The sequence below is a fragment of the Rossellomorea sp. NS-SX7 genome (assembly GCF_052828565.1).
Map to the genome: position 1 here is coordinate 3,525,082 of NZ_CM128249.1, position 16,539 is coordinate 3,541,620.

Here is a 16,539-nt window from a genome sequence, read left to right on the forward strand (position 1 = left end):
AGGGCCTTCGTTTTATTTCGGTTATCGAAGTTTATCGAACGATGATTTTTGTTATCCTAAATTCCCCATCAATCCCGCCTGTGCCAGTCTATTATCTCTAGTCATTTCAGTAGTATAAATTCCTTCCATATGTTCATGTATTCTACTAGATTGCTCTATATACTTAATATCAAATGGCAAAAGGAGGAAATATATTGAAGAAAAGACTAATTACACCAATCGTACTATCTACCGCTCTGATCGCGGCGACTCTGCCTCAAGGACAGGCACTGGCTGTCCAGCCTCAGGATCTGACCGCAGCCCAAACAAAATCTATCAAGCAGTGGAATGAAAAAGCCAATGTCCCTCTATTCGTAAAAGAAAAGCATGCCGTGAAACGCCTTGCTGCCACCCCCAATGATGCACTCAATTATCTTCAAGAGAAAAAATCCACTCTCAACATGAAAAACCCGAAAGCAAATTTAAAAGTGAAAAAAGTGGAGAAAGATGATCTCGGCATGACCCATGTCCGTTTTAACCAAACCAACAACGGCATCTTGGTGGAAGGGTCTGAAATCATCGTTCACTATAATAAAAACAATGAAATAACCTCAGTGAATGGGTCGTACCACCAGGCAGCTGAGGAAACGGACATCAACCTGTCACCCCAGTTATCAAGCAGTAATGCTGTCGAGAAAGCCAAGTCAGCTGTCAAAGCACCTGAGAAGTTAACCTATGCTCCGACCTCGGAACTCGTCATCTATCCTTTCGAGGGGAAAAATCACCTCACTTATAAAGTGAACGTCAATTTCCTTGGAGAAGCACCCGGCAACTGGTTTGTTTTCATAGACGCGAAAACAGGTGAAGTAGTCGACCAGTACAACGCCATCATGCACGCAGAAGATATTAAAACGCAGACTGGATCCGGTATTGGTGTTCTGGGAGAGCACCGACTGCTGCATATCTCTCAAACAAAAGAGCCGAACGAAGGCACGATGTTCCAGATGGCTGACTACAGTCATGAAGGGCTGGAGGGCATCTTGACATACGATTATTCTAATAACCGCTTAGAAATATTCAAGGACAAGGATGCTGCCTTCCATTCTGACTTTGACAGGCCGGCGGTTGACGCTCACTATAATTCCGAAAAGGTTTATGAATATTATCTAAACGAGCACGGACGAAACTCCCTCGATGACGAAGGCATGCCGATTCAGTCGGTCGTTCATTACGGGAACAATTATAATAACGCATTCTGGAACGGCACGTATATGGTCTATGGAGACGGAGACGGTGAATTCATGATCCCCCTTTCAGCCGGGCTTGATGTTGCCGCCCATGAAATGGCCCATGGAGTGACGTCAAACTCTGCCAACCTCCTTTATCGCTTCCAGTCCGGGGCATTGAACGAGGCCTTCTCTGATATATTCGGCGCACTGATCGATGATGAAAACTGGGAACTTGGTGAGGACATCATGGCCCCTGCTGCAAAGGAAAGCGGACGTGAATCCCTCAGAAGCCTAAGCGATCCAAGCAAATACCCTGTAAAGGCGGATTACGTACCTTACGGAAATGGAGACGGGATGTACCCTTCCCATATGGACGAGTTTTACGATCTGCCCGGCAACCTGGATAACGGCGGCGTTCATATCAACTCCTCCATTATCAACCATGCCGCTTACTTGACTGCTCAGGAGATCGGTCGGGAGAAGCTGGGTAAAATCTATTACCGCGCGCTGACAACTTATCTAACCAGCCTGTCCGATTTCAGCGATGCGCGCCAGGCGATTATTCAATCTGCTGAGGATCTATACGGCGCAGGCAGTGAGGAAGCTGCAGCAGCTGCCGGCGGGTTTGATTCTGTCGGAATTACCGAATAACTTATGCGATAAGCATGGAGGGTCTCCCTTCATGCTTATTTTTTTGACCATAAAAAAGAAGCCTTATCTAGAAGCCTTCTTCTCACAATCTATTACATTTGGAAGGGAGGCTGATCTCCCGGCTCCAAAGGAAGCATACTTGAGTAAACAGATGGAGCCTCCATAGATTCTTCCAGGTTACCGGCGGCAGGGGGCTGATCCAAACCTGATGCAAAATAAGTCAATGTCGCAGATGCCCTTTCCAGCTGTGTTTGAAGGACCTTTACAGAACAAGAGACCTCCAGCAAAGAACCGTTCTTAAAGTTGACGTATGTTTTTCCATTAATGAGGGAGAATTTCTCGATGTGGTAACAAAAAAGCCAGGTGCATTCATAATGTTGAGGAGACATAGTGGGAAAAGCAAGGATGTATGGATCTTCACTGATAATAACGGGCGTTTTCCTGAAATATGGAAGAACATGTTTCACTGCTTTTACCCTACCATCATAAGAAGCTCCATTTCTCATGCACACATCGTCCAGAAGATCCATGACTGGCCTTTTACTGAAGATATGGTTTCCCGACTGATTCAGTATGACGGATTGATACCTTTCATGATAAGCCGGATAAATGGCCATCGTATCCATTGTAATTGGGTTTTCTCTTTCTCTCACTCACTACACCATCCTTTAAATGTAAGTAGAAACTTATTTTTCAGAAATTTCTTCAAAATAAGTGACTTTATACCTATTATACCTCAAAAGGATATTATTTCCAGTTATTTCTACATATTTTTACATTTTTCAGTAATTTTATCGTGATTCAATCCAAACGATTGGTTTCCAGTGGCAAATCGTTGGTTTCCTTCATTTAAAAATGCTGAATCTCCAATAATACAGACAATTCTCCGTTTTGTTGAATCCTGCCCTTCACTGTAAGGTAAAGCTACCCGGGAATAACCGAAAGGCGCGCCATTCAGAAGGACAACGGACATGGAGTCTTTCCATGATATTCAACAACAATTTGAACCGATGATCCACAAGATCATTCACTCCATTCACATTTTCAAGGATCAAGAAGAATTCTATCAAACAGGGCTGATTGCGCTTTGGGAAGCAGCACAGAAATTCAATCCTGAAAAAGGGGCATTTGCCGCATTTGCATACTCTTACATCAAAGGGAGGATACTGACGGAATTAAGTCAGAAAACAAAGCTTCTTGACCAGCAGACCTATCCAAAAGAAGAATTCTGGGAACTGGTGGAGGATGAATGGTCAGAGACTCCACTTTCGCGGGAGATCCTGCAAGTATATTGTGAAGGGCTGACAGACGGACAGATTATATGGGTCATGTATACGTTCATCGATATGTTGACGGTAAAGGAAATAGCGGAAAAGGAAAAGGTATCGATCAGTGCTGTGAAGAAGTGGAGGCACGGTGCCAAGGAACGGATAAAAGAAGAATATGTAAAAAAAAACAAAATAAAAAAACCATAAAGGTTTGCTGGTAGAGATGCTATAAAAAAGAAAAGACTCGGCAGCTGGCTGGCATTGTCATGAAAACAGAAGCCCCTATAGCTTTGCGTCACCATCTTTCAATGGCTTTGCCCTTTTCACATCTATTCAAGATGAATTCTTATCCGAAGATCCGTTTACGGTGAGACTGTAGAATCTTTATGTATATTCGATTCTCCTCACACCTGAAGAACTTAATCCCAAATAGCTTCAAAGGAGTCCATATTTCTTTCATATAATAAACCGGCATTCCTCAACCCCCTTTTTAAATACATTTAATCCCTTTTCTTGTACTATTATACATTAAAAAAGTCTGAATTATCTATACAATTAGGTAAATATTAATAGACAAAAAGAGACAGATTGGGACATGGGTGGGACAAGGGAACAGGTTAATTGTCCCGTTTTCTTTCTGTAAAACATGGCAAAAAAACTCCTTACCGCGTCAGTAAGGAGTCTAATTTATTAATATATCGAGTTATCTATAGATTAATACTTTACCGACTGTTCCATCAGCACTTTCACCTGTTACACGGAATTTTAGACCGTAGTTTGGAACATTGCGGCCAGCATGCACTTGGCCGGAGTTGCTGTAGTCGGCGCTGTCGTCGAATAATGGATTGCGTTTTGTGAAGTTGTCTTTCATGGTGAATAATCCTGGATAATTAAGGAACATTTTTTCTGATTTATTTAGGCTGAATGCTGCATCGTGGATTTGATAGCGAGTAGAACCTACAGTACCGTCACTCCAGCTTAGAGCATGTTGATCTGCATCGACTACACCTAAGAAACCATCCCCAGGGTGAATCCCTGTCCAGTTATTGTCGTAACTTTCATCCACGTACCATACCAGTAGCCCAGGATCGAAACTCATTAGGCTATCGCCGCGTCTAATATGTTTTAAACCTTCGTCGACACCGTTGTGAGATCTCCATTCTAATAAGTAATAATGATCAGAGTAAAATTTACCTTGATCCTTCTTAAATCCATCTAAAGTAAAGGCGGATTCACCTTCTGCATCATCTGAAATGATTGCATACCCATCCACTTTTACGGAAATATCATCTACATAAAAGCCAAGTTGGGCTAAATATGGATCTGTCCAATAGTTTAATTCCAATTCAACTTGTTGCCCTGCATAATCAGATAAATCAAATGTAGCATCTACCCAACCTTCAGAAGTTCCTGTTATTCCGTGACCTGGATTTTGCTCGTTTGGATCTTCTGACGTTGTTATATCACCTTCTATTGACTCACCATTCACTTTTACAGATGCATAATCCCAATCCGTTTCAATATCATACCATGCTTTAAACGTTAAAGTAGCGTTTGTTGCATTTGTTAAATCTAAAGAGGTAGTCATTGAGTTATCTAATTCATTACCACTTCCACTGAAGTATTCATTTGAACCACTAGTAGGCTCATTTACAATATTTTCTTTAGCCGGGAGATTCACACGGACAGCATCATTATTCGTCCCTTTAGTGACAGCTTCATCAAGAAGTACTTCAGTTCCGTTAGCAGTCACATCTTCAACGTCTATTGTAGTACCGCTTAGCCAATTTCCTCCATGAATTGCTTGTAGCATTTCTTTAGCATAAGCACTCATTCCAGGAGGTTCTGTACCAGGGATATCACCTGCCCAGCTACCGCTTGACATAAGGGACCAATACGAAACAGCCTCACCAGCTCCAGTATATTGTGTATCATACTCATCAGGCAGACCTAAATCATGACCATACTCATGAGAAAATACCCCGGCAGCCCCATCTTCTGGTTCAATTGTGTAATCCCAAGCAGCTAAAGTACCACCCCATCTATCGCTATCAGATGTGCCACCCGGTACTGCTACAGGACCTGTACTAAGTTTTGAACGATGTGACCAAATCGCATCTCCGCCAAGGGAGCCACCACCAGCCTCTTCACCTACACCGGCATGGATGACCATCAAATGATCGATGATACCATCTGGCTCGTCATAAACTCCGTCTCCGTCATAATCGTCACGATCCCAGGCATCGTACTCAGATAGATCTACATTCGGGTCTTGAGCTGCTTGTTTCAATGCTTCAAAAACCAGGAAACGTGGTTTTGCATCGTTGCCATCCGGAGCAGGGAAATTTCCTCCATAATAAGCTGCAGGATGTTCTGCAGTATACCAGCCTGCGACTGTTCCTTCTACAGTATAGCTCCCACCAGACTGTTCCTCATAGTACTGTCTCATAGACACAAACGTTTCCCCATTCGGACCCTTATAACCATCTTCACCAAAGATCATATCGTTAAAATGATCATTGGTATAATCTTCATACCAGAAATCTGTTTCTTCTTTTGTTATAGAGCTCTTTTCATAATCAGGAAAATCGATAGCAAGGACAAGAACCTTATCAGTGCGAATTTCTCCATCATATCCTTCTTTCTGAACACCATCTACTTTATTCTTTTTAGCTTGCCCCAGTTTGTTGCCTTTACCATTTGTAAGACTGCTGTTTTTCTCATTCTTTCCATCTTTCATTTTGCCATTGTCTAAAGTAGGAAGATTATCTTTCGTTTCACCTGCATTTTCAGCTTTTGCCTTCAGATATTTCGTTAATACCTTCTCCGCTTCGGCAGGACTTGCACCTTCGGCAATCTTCCCTTCCTTCTTCAACATCTCAATCAATCTCTCATCATTCGCAATACCAAGATCAATAGTAGACCCCTGATAAGCATGACTCACATGCTTATTTGTTACTTCATTAAGTATATTCTTTACATCAACCGTCTGCGCAGTTGACATAGCTGGACCCACTGCAAATGTACTAAGACCCAGCAGTGTAGCTAGTGCTGCAGATGCAGCTTTTCTTTTCTTCCTCAAACTAATTCCCCCTAAAAAAATTAGAACATAGACATAAGTTCCTATATTCTGAATTCTTTTTAGAGAACAACTATTCCTTCTGTCCGTTGGTATTGTAATGCAAATGTAATATTTTAGAATTAAAGGCATCTTAAGGATTTTTTATTACACAAGAAAAGGATACCCCTTCAACAAGTATCCTTTTCAACCAAATTTATTTGTATCTATAATCATAAACTGTTAAAGCGTTAATACGCAAAAATATCGTATACAACCAGTATAAAGCAGCATAAACAACCACCCCTGCCAAATCATATCCGACATCTAATAAACAACCTGTCCTGTAAAAAAATATCTGAGCTATTTCTGTAAATAATGCATATGAAGCAGAAATAAGTATGGTCATCCCCATTCGGTTTACTACCATGAATACAATCGCTGCCAGTAAACAAAATGCGATTGAATGTCCTGTCTTCTGAAAAATGTATTGGGGGCTTGAAAATGGATATGAGGCAACGTCAAAAAAAGCGGAATAATCAGGTTCCATATTCCATCTGAACGTAGGAATTCCCTCATTGTATAACCTAGTCAGGTTTTCTGTACAAGTCATAATAAAAATAAGAGTGAAGTAGCAGATGAATACCATTACACGCAAGTAAATCACTTCCTTGTCACCATCATTGCCATGACAAGGCTCTCCCATACAGCGAGACACCGGGACAGGTTCATTACCTATACTCCAGAAAAATGAACCTGTTCCTGCTCCCCTTTCTAATCTTTTATATCTCTTACAAAATAATCGGCGAGGTATTTAGCCCACACTTCATTTCCTTTCTTATTTGGAAGGTTTTCGGTTGTCAGATAATCTTTCATTTCCTTTTTACCGGAATCCGGCCATGCCTGCCAATGATCTAAATAGATGTATTTATTTTCTTTTGCATAGTCCTCTAACTCCTTCTCATCTTGAAGGTAATAATGAGCCCCATAAATGGGGTTAGACGGCTGCAAGATGATTGTCATATCTGGGCTTTCCTTTTTAAAGTCCTTGAGAAGCACTGAAAGATTCTTTAAGCGATCCGTCATTCCAAGTTCACCATTGTCATAAAGTAAAAAGGGTTCAAGCAGCAATATATCCGGTTTCTGTTCCGTTAGCTTTTTATGAATATCCTCTTCCAATACTTTATCGGATGTCTTGTTAGCAATTTCTTTGATTGTGACGTTTAATAGAGAATCACCATATACCTCCACCAGCTTCTCTTCCAATAATTCAGGCCATGCATCCTTTTGTTCAGAAGTAGAAGATGAACCAATAATCATTAAATGAAGTTGTTGATCTTGATTGATTTTTTCTCTAAACTTTTGCTGAAGCTCCGGCGGCAAATAATTCATTCGATCGAGTTTCAACATTCTTTCTTTTTTTGCTTCTTCCTCTTTATCAGTTGAATCAGCTTTCACTACCTGTTTGGGCATGTCCACATGAATCGTATCTGCCTGAACAGCACTGATTTTCTGCTCCCAATGCAGCTTTCCGCCCGCCAAAGCAGAAACTGTTATGATAAATAGAAAGACTATCATAAAATTTTTCATCCACATCCCCCATTGCATATAATCTATGAGATTAATGATATAGAAGATAGATTACAGAATTTGTATATCCATGTAGACTGCCGTTCTAAAAGTTCCGACAAAAAACATGGTGCATTGCCGCATATTAAAAGGATACAAAACTAGGGGAAGTCTAATCGTCATAAAGGTCGGAACCAGTGGGATGAGGAACTTTTCAAACAAAAAATACAGCTATAAAAGCTACATGTGTTTTTTGTCATGATATTTAGGTATTTCACAATATTTATCCGATTGAGGAGAATCCTTTGGCTGCACCAACACATAGTTAAAAATGAAAGGACAAACATATACCTTACTCTCTTAAAATTGCGTATAATAGAACCCTCCATATCATCAATTTTAATCCAACTAAAAATTCGGGACAGGGGGACAGGTCCGCTGTCCCCCTCTTAGTCTTGAGGATTTTCAGGACATGGTACCTGTCCCTCTGTCCCTTCCAGGTAGTAGTCCCTCAACATAATAAAATCCTCTATCTGTTGTTCTTTAGTCCGCTTTCTTCTATTCATTACAACCGTGCTTGTGTGGTAAAGTGGAAAGACTTTGTAACTATTCCATTCTTGAGGTTGTGCGACATGCTCCTTTAACACAATGGAATGCTTTTTAATCGTATTCAAAGCTTTCAATGCATTACTTCCCATCGTGACTATCACTTTTGGCTGTACCAACTCTATTTGTTCCATAAGAAAATGACTGCAGTTGGTGATTTCCTTGGCGGAAGGAACCCTCACTTTCTCATATTTATCAGTAGGGCAGCAGAGAACAGCATGTGTAAGGTACACTTCATCTCTCGTTAATCCAATATGACCAAGCAACTCTTCAAAATTCTTTCCCGATGAGTCACCTGACATCGGGATACGCGATAATTCAGCACCGTTAGGACCCGGCGCTTCAGTAATAAACATGAGATCTGACTGAATATTTCCGTTGAACTTACTAATGACAGCTTTCTTCTCTTTCATTCTTGGACAAACCGAGCAAGAAACCGCTCTATTCATTAAATCTTCGAATATGATGTCAGGTTTCCGTTCATCTTGTTGATAAGACCCATAAATTGAAATTGAAAAGACGCCTTTTTTCATATGAAATAGGGCCTCTATGTGCTTATGGTTCGGTTCAGCAGGATAAGAATTCTCTTTTAATGTGATGATACCCCCAGAAGAAGAAATGTTAATTTCCATTTCTTCACCGTCTGCCAGATTGATAGAAAAATTACGATCATGTGCGTAATTAGTGATCTGGATACTCAAGTCGGGTCCCACCAGCATCATTACATCCTTTAGATTACCATGTTCTTTCGTCTCTATAGTTATACGTGAAGGCTTGAATTTTCTGCATATCCTAAGAAATTGATCCATTTTTCTACTCATCTTTCAACTTCCTATTCTAAAAACTTTTTAAAGTAGATTTTACCATATAAAAGAAATTCGTTTACATAATAAAGCAATACAGTGTATAGTCTAATATTCCCATTTAATGAAAAAAGCCCATCAAATGATGGGCCAAAAATGATAGTTTACTTAAAAAAGGTCTATTATAACGTAATATATAACTCTGTTCATACTTCTCAACGAACGGGGCACATTCACTTCCCCAACCGAATGCGCAATCCGGAACAAGTGGACAGGGTCACTATCCCAAATCAAATAACGGATAGCTTTTAAACTTGATAAACATTTGTTCAACTCCCTTGATCCACCTATGGGGGGGCTTTGATCAAACGTTTGTTTAAATCGGGAGAAGGGAATGTGCAGCTAATTCATTGTCCCAAGGTATCTTATTATGAAGATGCACCCGTATAAAATGATTAGTCAATAATGATTCATATCCCCATAAATATAGGTACCCCCTGCGTTAACACAGGAAGTACCTAAGTCATCCTACTTTTTATATGATTGAGGTGGGACACGGGACCTGTCCCCTAGTCCCGTTTGCCTTTTGCCTTGCCTTTTTGGTCCACTTTTATTACTACTGTTGTCAGAGGATCAATCGTTAAGGTATCTTTCTTCAACTTGAATCCTGATCTCTCTTCGACAGGTTTTACTCCCGCTTCGTCGCTGTCCACTACTACTTTTGCACCTCTGAAGTCATAGTCGCTGACGGACAGCGTACGTTTCTGGTTGTCTGCGTTGACGAATACATAGTAAGTACCTGTATCATCGGTGGACACGTTTTTGTACGCAAGCATCAAATCTGTGTCCTTGATTTCAGGAATATCAAGCATAGTCACGTTTTGATCGACCAGCTCTTTCTCTCCCAACCGGAACGCATTGGTTGATTTCCTTAACTTAATCAAGCCTTCTGTATACTCTCTTGTCGTTGAGTTAACCGCAAATTCTTTAGCGTTCGTCGCTTTTTCCCAATCAAATTTATTGATGGCATCCGAAGAATCATAGGAGTCATGGATGAAATATCCGAATGGATTGCCGCCCTCATCCTTCAACTCATGATATTTCTGTTCAGGCACTCCTTCGCCCAGCCACTGCTTCGTGCGGCCGTATTCCTGGCCGGCGTGGATGAATGCCGTTCCCTGTGACGTTAAAATCATCGAGTTACCCAGTCGGATACGTTTATGAATCTCAAGGTTATTCTCTGGAATACCAGGATCTTTCTTGATCGATTGAGCAATGACATCATATAACGGCAGGTTGTCATGAGCTGCGATGTATTGAACCATATCGCCCGGATCATCATCTGCCGTGTTGCCCGGCTGGCCTTTGATATTGTTGAAAATCGTGTTGATATCGCGCGCGCCTCCGGTGATGAAGCGAGGCTCGCCTTCTGATCCGAATCCGGATTTCAACTCATTTCGGATTTCATCAGAGAATACACCGACATTATCGGTTTTATCCATCCAATCCTGATCGGCCCCCATCCCTTTCAGTTCAGGGTCTGCAAGGTGACCGGCAAAAGTTCTCCAGCCTTCCCCGATGAATAGAGCATCAGGATTGACGGAAGCTGCCGCGTCATAAGCGTTCTGCACGGCTGGGTACGTCGCGTCACCCATCATGTCGAAGCGCATACCGTCTATCTTGTATTCTTCGAACCAGTATTTCACTGAATCCACCATCAGCTTTTCAGCCATCTTGTGGTTTGTCGCCAGGTTGTTACCGAAACCTCCGAGGAAGTTTCCTTTATCATCTTGGAACGCATAGTAATTCGGAACAATGTCGTTCAGAGTGCTTGTTTGTGCCATATGCGTGTAAACGACATCCAGCACTACGCCCATTCCGGCATCGTGAATAGCATCAATTAACTGTTTAAGTTCTTTTACACGAAGTTCAGGGTTGGTCGCATCTTCCGAATACGCACCGTCTGGTGAAAAATAACTGTGTGGGTCATAACCCCAGTTATATTCGTTCCCTCCAGCTGAATAGTCAAGCTCTCTCTCACCCATATTGGTTTCATCACCATAGTACCAGGCCATGACCGGCAGCAGTTGTACATGTGTAACACCAAGGGATTTGATGTAATCCAGCTTATCGATGAAAGCTTTATAAGAGCCCCATCTTGCATCCAGGTCGCCTTCAATCGAAGGATCGGATGTAAAGTCGCGGACGTGAACTTCATAAATCACCGCGTCTTCACGTTTCTCATAGCCGTCAATGTCTGCATGGCTGAAGCCTTTTGGATTGGTGCCGCTCAGATCAACGATGGCGGCTTTTCCGACAGTATCCCCGTCAGGACCTGCTTCACCTTCTGTGTTCACAGTGAAGGCTGCCATTGATTTTGCGTAAGGATCCAGCACCTTTTTCGTGACTCCGTCATTTGTTACTTCGTATTGATAGTAGTATCCTTTGAGGTCTTTGACTCCCAAGTCGCTTGCCTTGATATCGTCTGACCAGACGCCTTTTTCGCCTTTCGTCAGGTCGACGCTGCCAACTTTGGTTGCGGCATCATTTTTATCATAAAAATTAGCGACTACCTTGCTTGCTTTCGGTGCCCATAATTTTAAGGTTGCATTTCCTTCTTTGTAAGTTGCTCCAAGGTCATCCCCGTCGTATCCATACATGTCATCAAGCATCCGCCAGCCTGTTGATGCTGAAACGGTTCTGCTTGCATAAGTGATGGATAAAGGAAGCTTGTCGAGGCTGAAGGCCGCTTTTACTTCCACGGTTGTATCACCAGTGATTTCAACGTTTTCTACAGCAACGTCTGCACCCTCGCTGTCTTTTATCGCCAATCCTTCTGTCAGCACTTCAGGTGTCAATCCTTCTGTCATGGTAAAACCAAGGCGAATCGTGTCTTCCGAGAATACTTCGGCTGAGGTGATGCCGGATGCCACTTCCCATTGAGGGGAAACATAGACCGTATCGTCGCCTTGCTTAACCCAAAGACGGTTGTACTTGTCCAGCAGGCTGAAAGTCTTGTTCCCGCCATCTTTCCCTGCGTCGCCTTTTGTTTCGTCAAGCATGATGAAGCCGATTTCTTTGGCGTTTTCTTTCAACGGAATGTCGACATACGCCCCATATTGGTCCGTGCCGGTGATGTCAGCCGCTCCTGTCGGCCATCCATCAGAAGGAGAAGCAACATCTCCCCAGTTCCACACACCGAAGTGTTCGTAGTTTGCATCATCACGCACATAATGGATACGCACGGTATTTTCAGGCAAGTCAACAGGTTCATACGTTGAAACCTTGTCTGAACCCTGCTCGATCCAGATTTCGTTGGCTTCCGGCAAATTAATGGTAAACCCTTTGTCCCCGCCGTCTTTTTCACCATTGGTCCGGTTGACCACAAGGAAACCTATGTTCTTCGCACCTTCCGCGAGAGGTACATCAATGTACGCTCCATAACTGTCTGTTTTCTCAAATGGAGTCGCTCCAACTGGCCAATTTGCGGAAGGCGATTTTACATCATTCCACAGCCACGCACCATAGTTTTCATAGTTTCCATCGTCACGTTTATAGTGAATGCGGACATTGTTCTCCGGCACCAGTTCACCGCTATCACCGGAACCTGCTGAAGCACCTGTTATTGTGCCTCCTTCAATTGTCAACAAGACCGTACCGCCTTCTTTTATTGAAGGAATCCGTATAGCGACTTCTTCAGATCCTGAAGCAGTATATTCTTTACCGGAGTAGTGGTCTGTGATGACTGCACCAGGAGAGTCAACAGAAACCGTGATCTCTTTAGCTTTTTCACCAACATTCAAGCCGACAAATGCAGATTCTCCTTCATACGTGCGTGAGAACATCAAGAACTTGTCGCTGTTCGTCCCGCCTACAACACTTCTATCACCTTTAGCAAAAACCTTCGCATGGTCTCCTCTAAAGTTCAGGATCTTTTTGTAGTGTTCCAGAATATCGTTATTCTCTAACTGGTCCCATGCGAAATCATATCGGTTGTCATACTGTGGATAGTTATTCGCTCCGCTTTGACCAAGCTCTTCCCCGTAATAAATGACCGGCTGTCCTTTAGCAGTCGCTTGAAGCGAAGCAGCCACTTTCAGCTTCCCTTCATCGCCGCCCAGCGTATGCAGGAACCCGTCTTCATCATGGCTCCCAAGGAATTGGCCAAGTGTTGCCGTATTATCAATCTTTTCGTTTCGTGCAGTCAGTTTGTCATTCGCCGCTTTCAAGCTTCCGTTAACAAATTCATGAGCAATCCCCTTGAATCCAAAGTCCAGCAGCGAATCCATCATACCTGATTCGAGGTAGCCATAATCAATATCAGCACTTGCTCCCCACGCTTCACCAATCATCTTGTGCTCTGGCATTTTTTCAGTAATTGAATTTTTAAAAGCCATCCACGTCGGCTTATCCACGTGTTTAACAGTATCCACACGGAAATAATCGATTGTGTTTCCATTAGCCGTCGTCGCTTTTTCAATCCAGTCTGTCTGCCAGTCAATGATCTGCTGGCGCACCGCTGGATCTTCAGTGATGATATCCGGCAGGCCGGCGAGTTCTCCCACCACTTCATCAGAACCTATATTTGAGCCTTGACGCACAATATCACTGAAGCGTACACGGTCCTCATCGGTCGGATAACCGGCCGGTCGTTCTGATTCAGCGATGTCACCATCAATCTCTTTGAGGCCATATCCTGTATGGTTCAATACAACATCGACCATGATCTTGATTCCGCGTTCATGTGCTTCATCAATCAATGTGTGGAACTCTTCCATTGAACCGAAATGAGGATTGAGTTCTCCAAAATTGCTTGCCCAATATCCGTGATAGCCAAAATAAGGCTCGCCTTCTTCACCTTTTCGGACATCATACTTCACATTTTCTACAACCGGACTGATCCAGATCGTGTTCACACCAAGCTCATCGAGATAAACCAGTTTCTCCGTGATCCCCTCAAAGTCCCCGCCTTGATAGGTGCCTCGCTTAGACTCATCATAGTTCAAACCATAAGGGTCATCATTCGACGCATCCCCGTTAAAGAAACGGTCCGTTAGCATGAAATATATGATGGACTCATCCCAGTCAAAGTCATTGTCGCCGACAGCCTGCCTTGTTTTCACTTCCACTTCAACCGTTCCTTCATAAGGGTTTCCATAGTTGTCCACCACAGTTAAAGGAATGGTCTTCGTGCCGGCCGTCACATCATCATCGACTGCTACCGACACTTCTTTCAAAGCAGGATCGATTGCAAGCTTTTCCGATCCGCCGAGTGCTGAAAGATCCGCAGTGATTTTAGACACTTCAAGCCCTTCCGTCAATCCTGCAACATCAACTGACAAGACAGCGTTCTCATTATAGTCGATGGCTTGTGGTTCGACCGATCCCGTTACAGTCAAGTCACCTTTTTGAAAATCAATGGTCGACTTTCCATCAACCGTGTTGTAAGGGTCGCTTACCTCAGTTGTTTCCCCGTCTTTTGTTACTAAAAAGGAATATGGCGTCTCACCATTCGGAATTTCCTCATACGAAACCACGAATCTCTCATTCTCAGGCTCATACGTCATTTCCTTCGTTTCACCATTGAACTTCAATTCCACTTTTTCGACTGAATCCATCGCATCATTCGCGAACAGCTCTCTGTCACGATAGTAAAAAACAGCATCTCCCTGATTGATGACCGGAGCCGATCCATCAGGAACGATCCGGAATTCTTCGACACCGCTTGTTATGTAGGCTTTGGTAAGCGAGTCGTTTTTATTAACCTTGATAAATCGATCGTCGAATTCTTTCTCGGCAGTGCCCCAGTCCTCTGTACTGCGAAGAACGAAGCCAAATTGTTCGGTTTCAGGTGCAACCGCGATATTTGCCGTCGCAACCCCATTTTCGTACGAATCAAAATTGATTTGATTGTCTTTTACCCCAGTATTCCAAGCCCATATATTCCAGCCGTCATACTGCTGGTCTTCTCGGATGTACGTAAATCGTACAGTGCGGTCCCCTGACCCGGTTGAGTCAAGTTCTTCTTCACCAGAACCGGCTGCTGACACGGTCTGAACCGGCACGTAAGGTACCCATAGGCTCAATACCATCAGCAGCGTCATAAATACTGAGAAATGCCGCTTTGTTTTTCTCACCATAGTTCATTTTCCTCCCCTTTGTTTTTAAATTCGCTCGTTGTGGAAACGTTTGCACAAATGTGCAGAAAAGAAGGGGTCTTTCCTCCCTAATCCAATGGACATTTCTTCTTTTCAATATAAATGCAAACGCTTGCAATTGTCTGTATTTTTAAATTTTACATTATATTGACAGGGGTGACAATATGACTAAAGACTCAAGAGAGAGGATGAAAAATTTCAAAAAAAGTAAACATTTCCAATTATTTTCCGTTATAATAATGGTAGGTTGTGTCAGTTTTTAAACTATTTTGTCAATTGTTATTATTACTTTTTACAGCTAAATCGGAGGATATTTTATGGTCTTTGACGGTATATTGATTGCTATCATCATCGGTTTCATTCGCGGGGGAAGTTTGAAGAGGTTTGCCGATCTTACGTTTAAACAGGGATGGGTCTTCCCTTTATTACTAGTATTTCAAATCACCGTTTTTTATTTTCAAAATAAAATAGAGTGGGTCGGACAAATTAGTAATCTATCATTCATGGCGGTTTATGTTGTAGGACTCTACTTTTTATGGGCGAATCGCCAGCACCCTCAGTTCATCACGATTTTCATAGGAGTACTGCTGAATTTTATCGTCATGGCTGTAAACGGTGGCAGGATGCCGGTTTCCCTGGAGGCAGCCTCCGTCATAGACCCTTATTATCTGGAAGCGACAAAGAATGCCCTATATGCTAAGCACACATTGGTAACTGAATCTACCAACCTTGCATTCCTTGGGGATATCATTCCTTTATCTGCCCCTTATCCGAGAGAACAGGCCATCAGTATTGGTGATGTCGTAATGAATATAGGGGTCTATCTATTTATCCAATCTGTCATGGTTCGAAAGAAAGATAAACTTTTAACAACCACTACTTAATTTAAAGGAGGTGAGTTATAATGAAAAATAAAGCAAAAGCAGCTGTTATTAACTTGATTATCGTTGGTTCTGCAATTGTTGCCCTGACTTCAGGCTGGAAGTTCTGGGAATTCTAAAAAAAGCTCCAGGGCCGATCCAAAGATACATATCTTTCATAATGGGTCGGCCCTGATTCTTTTCGAGAGAGTGATAAACATGACTATGAAAACACAAAACCTATACATTATTTTTATTTGTCTCTTAGGGGTGGGGCTGTTTGCCTACCATCTCCCTCCAAGCCTGGGAACAGAGGACTTGTCTAATTGGGTCCTCATCTACACCTTGGTCGGAGCTA

General features: G+C 42.6%; 9 protein-coding genes and 1 riboswitch. Of the genes, 3 read left to right on the forward strand and 6 right to left on the reverse strand.

Annotation, left to right across the window (positions count from 1 at the left end):
- Positions 1 to 194 precede the first annotated feature (194 nt).
- Positions 195 to 1,859 (forward strand): M4 family metallopeptidase, encoded by a 1,665-nt coding sequence (locus tag ACUXV2_RS17515; protein ID WP_446244434.1) that lies wholly within the window; start codon positions 195 to 197, stop codon positions 1,857 to 1,859.
- A gap of 92 nt (positions 1,860 to 1,951) precedes the next feature.
- Here the strand turns inward: ACUXV2_RS17515 and ACUXV2_RS17520 are convergent, their stop codons facing one another.
- Positions 1,952 to 2,512 carry a competence protein ComK gene (locus ACUXV2_RS17520; protein WP_446244435.1) on the reverse strand — a complete coding sequence of 187 codons (561 nt, stop codon included), beginning with the start codon at positions 2,510 to 2,512 and terminating at the stop codon, positions 1,952 to 1,954.
- A gap of 318 nt (positions 2,513 to 2,830) precedes the next feature.
- Here ACUXV2_RS17520 and ACUXV2_RS17525 point away from each other — a divergent pair, with 318 nt between their 5' ends.
- The gene (locus tag ACUXV2_RS17525) at positions 2,831 to 3,334 is read left to right on the forward strand and encodes a sigma-70 family RNA polymerase sigma factor (RefSeq protein ID WP_446244436.1); all 504 of its coding nucleotides are present in this window, start codon (positions 2,831 to 2,833) and stop codon (positions 3,332 to 3,334) included.
- Between the two features lie 36 nt (positions 3,335 to 3,370).
- Positions 3,371 to 3,456, reverse strand: a riboswitch (cyclic di-GMP riboswitch).
- Positions 3,457 to 3,830: 374 nt separating this feature from the next.
- Here the strand turns inward: ACUXV2_RS17525 and ACUXV2_RS17530 are convergent.
- From ACUXV2_RS17530 to ACUXV2_RS17550, 5 genes are all read right to left on the reverse strand, one after another.
- The gene (locus ACUXV2_RS17530) at positions 3,831 to 6,209 is read right to left on the reverse strand and encodes an immune inhibitor A domain-containing protein (protein ID WP_446244437.1); all 2,379 of its coding nucleotides are present in this window, start codon (positions 6,207 to 6,209) and stop codon (positions 3,831 to 3,833) included.
- Between the two features lie 193 nt (positions 6,210 to 6,402).
- Positions 6,403 to 6,834 carry a VanZ family protein gene (locus ACUXV2_RS17535; protein WP_446247102.1) on the reverse strand — a complete coding sequence of 144 codons (432 nt, stop codon included), beginning with the start codon at positions 6,832 to 6,834 and terminating at the stop codon, positions 6,403 to 6,405.
- 125 nt (positions 6,835 to 6,959) lie between these two features.
- Positions 6,960 to 7,775, reverse strand: coding sequence for an SGNH/GDSL hydrolase family protein (locus tag ACUXV2_RS17540; protein WP_446244438.1), 816 nt, complete (start codon positions 7,773 to 7,775; stop codon positions 6,960 to 6,962).
- A 428-nt stretch (positions 7,776 to 8,203) separates the two neighbouring features.
- Complete coding sequence (locus tag ACUXV2_RS17545; RefSeq protein ID WP_446244439.1) at positions 8,204 to 9,181, reverse strand: uracil-DNA glycosylase; 978 nt, start codon at positions 9,179 to 9,181, stop codon at positions 8,204 to 8,206.
- Positions 9,182 to 9,732: 551 nt separating this feature from the next.
- Positions 9,733 to 15,303 carry a pullulanase gene (locus tag ACUXV2_RS17550; RefSeq protein ID WP_446244440.1) on the reverse strand — a complete coding sequence of 1,857 codons (5,571 nt, stop codon included), beginning with the start codon at positions 15,301 to 15,303 and terminating at the stop codon, positions 9,733 to 9,735.
- A gap of 335 nt (positions 15,304 to 15,638) precedes the next feature.
- Here ACUXV2_RS17550 and ACUXV2_RS17555 point away from each other — a divergent pair, with 335 nt between their 5' ends.
- Positions 15,639 to 16,205 (forward strand): DUF5317 domain-containing protein, encoded by a 567-nt coding sequence (locus tag ACUXV2_RS17555; RefSeq protein WP_446244441.1) that lies wholly within the window; start codon positions 15,639 to 15,641, stop codon positions 16,203 to 16,205.
- Positions 16,206 to 16,539 lie beyond the last annotated feature (334 nt).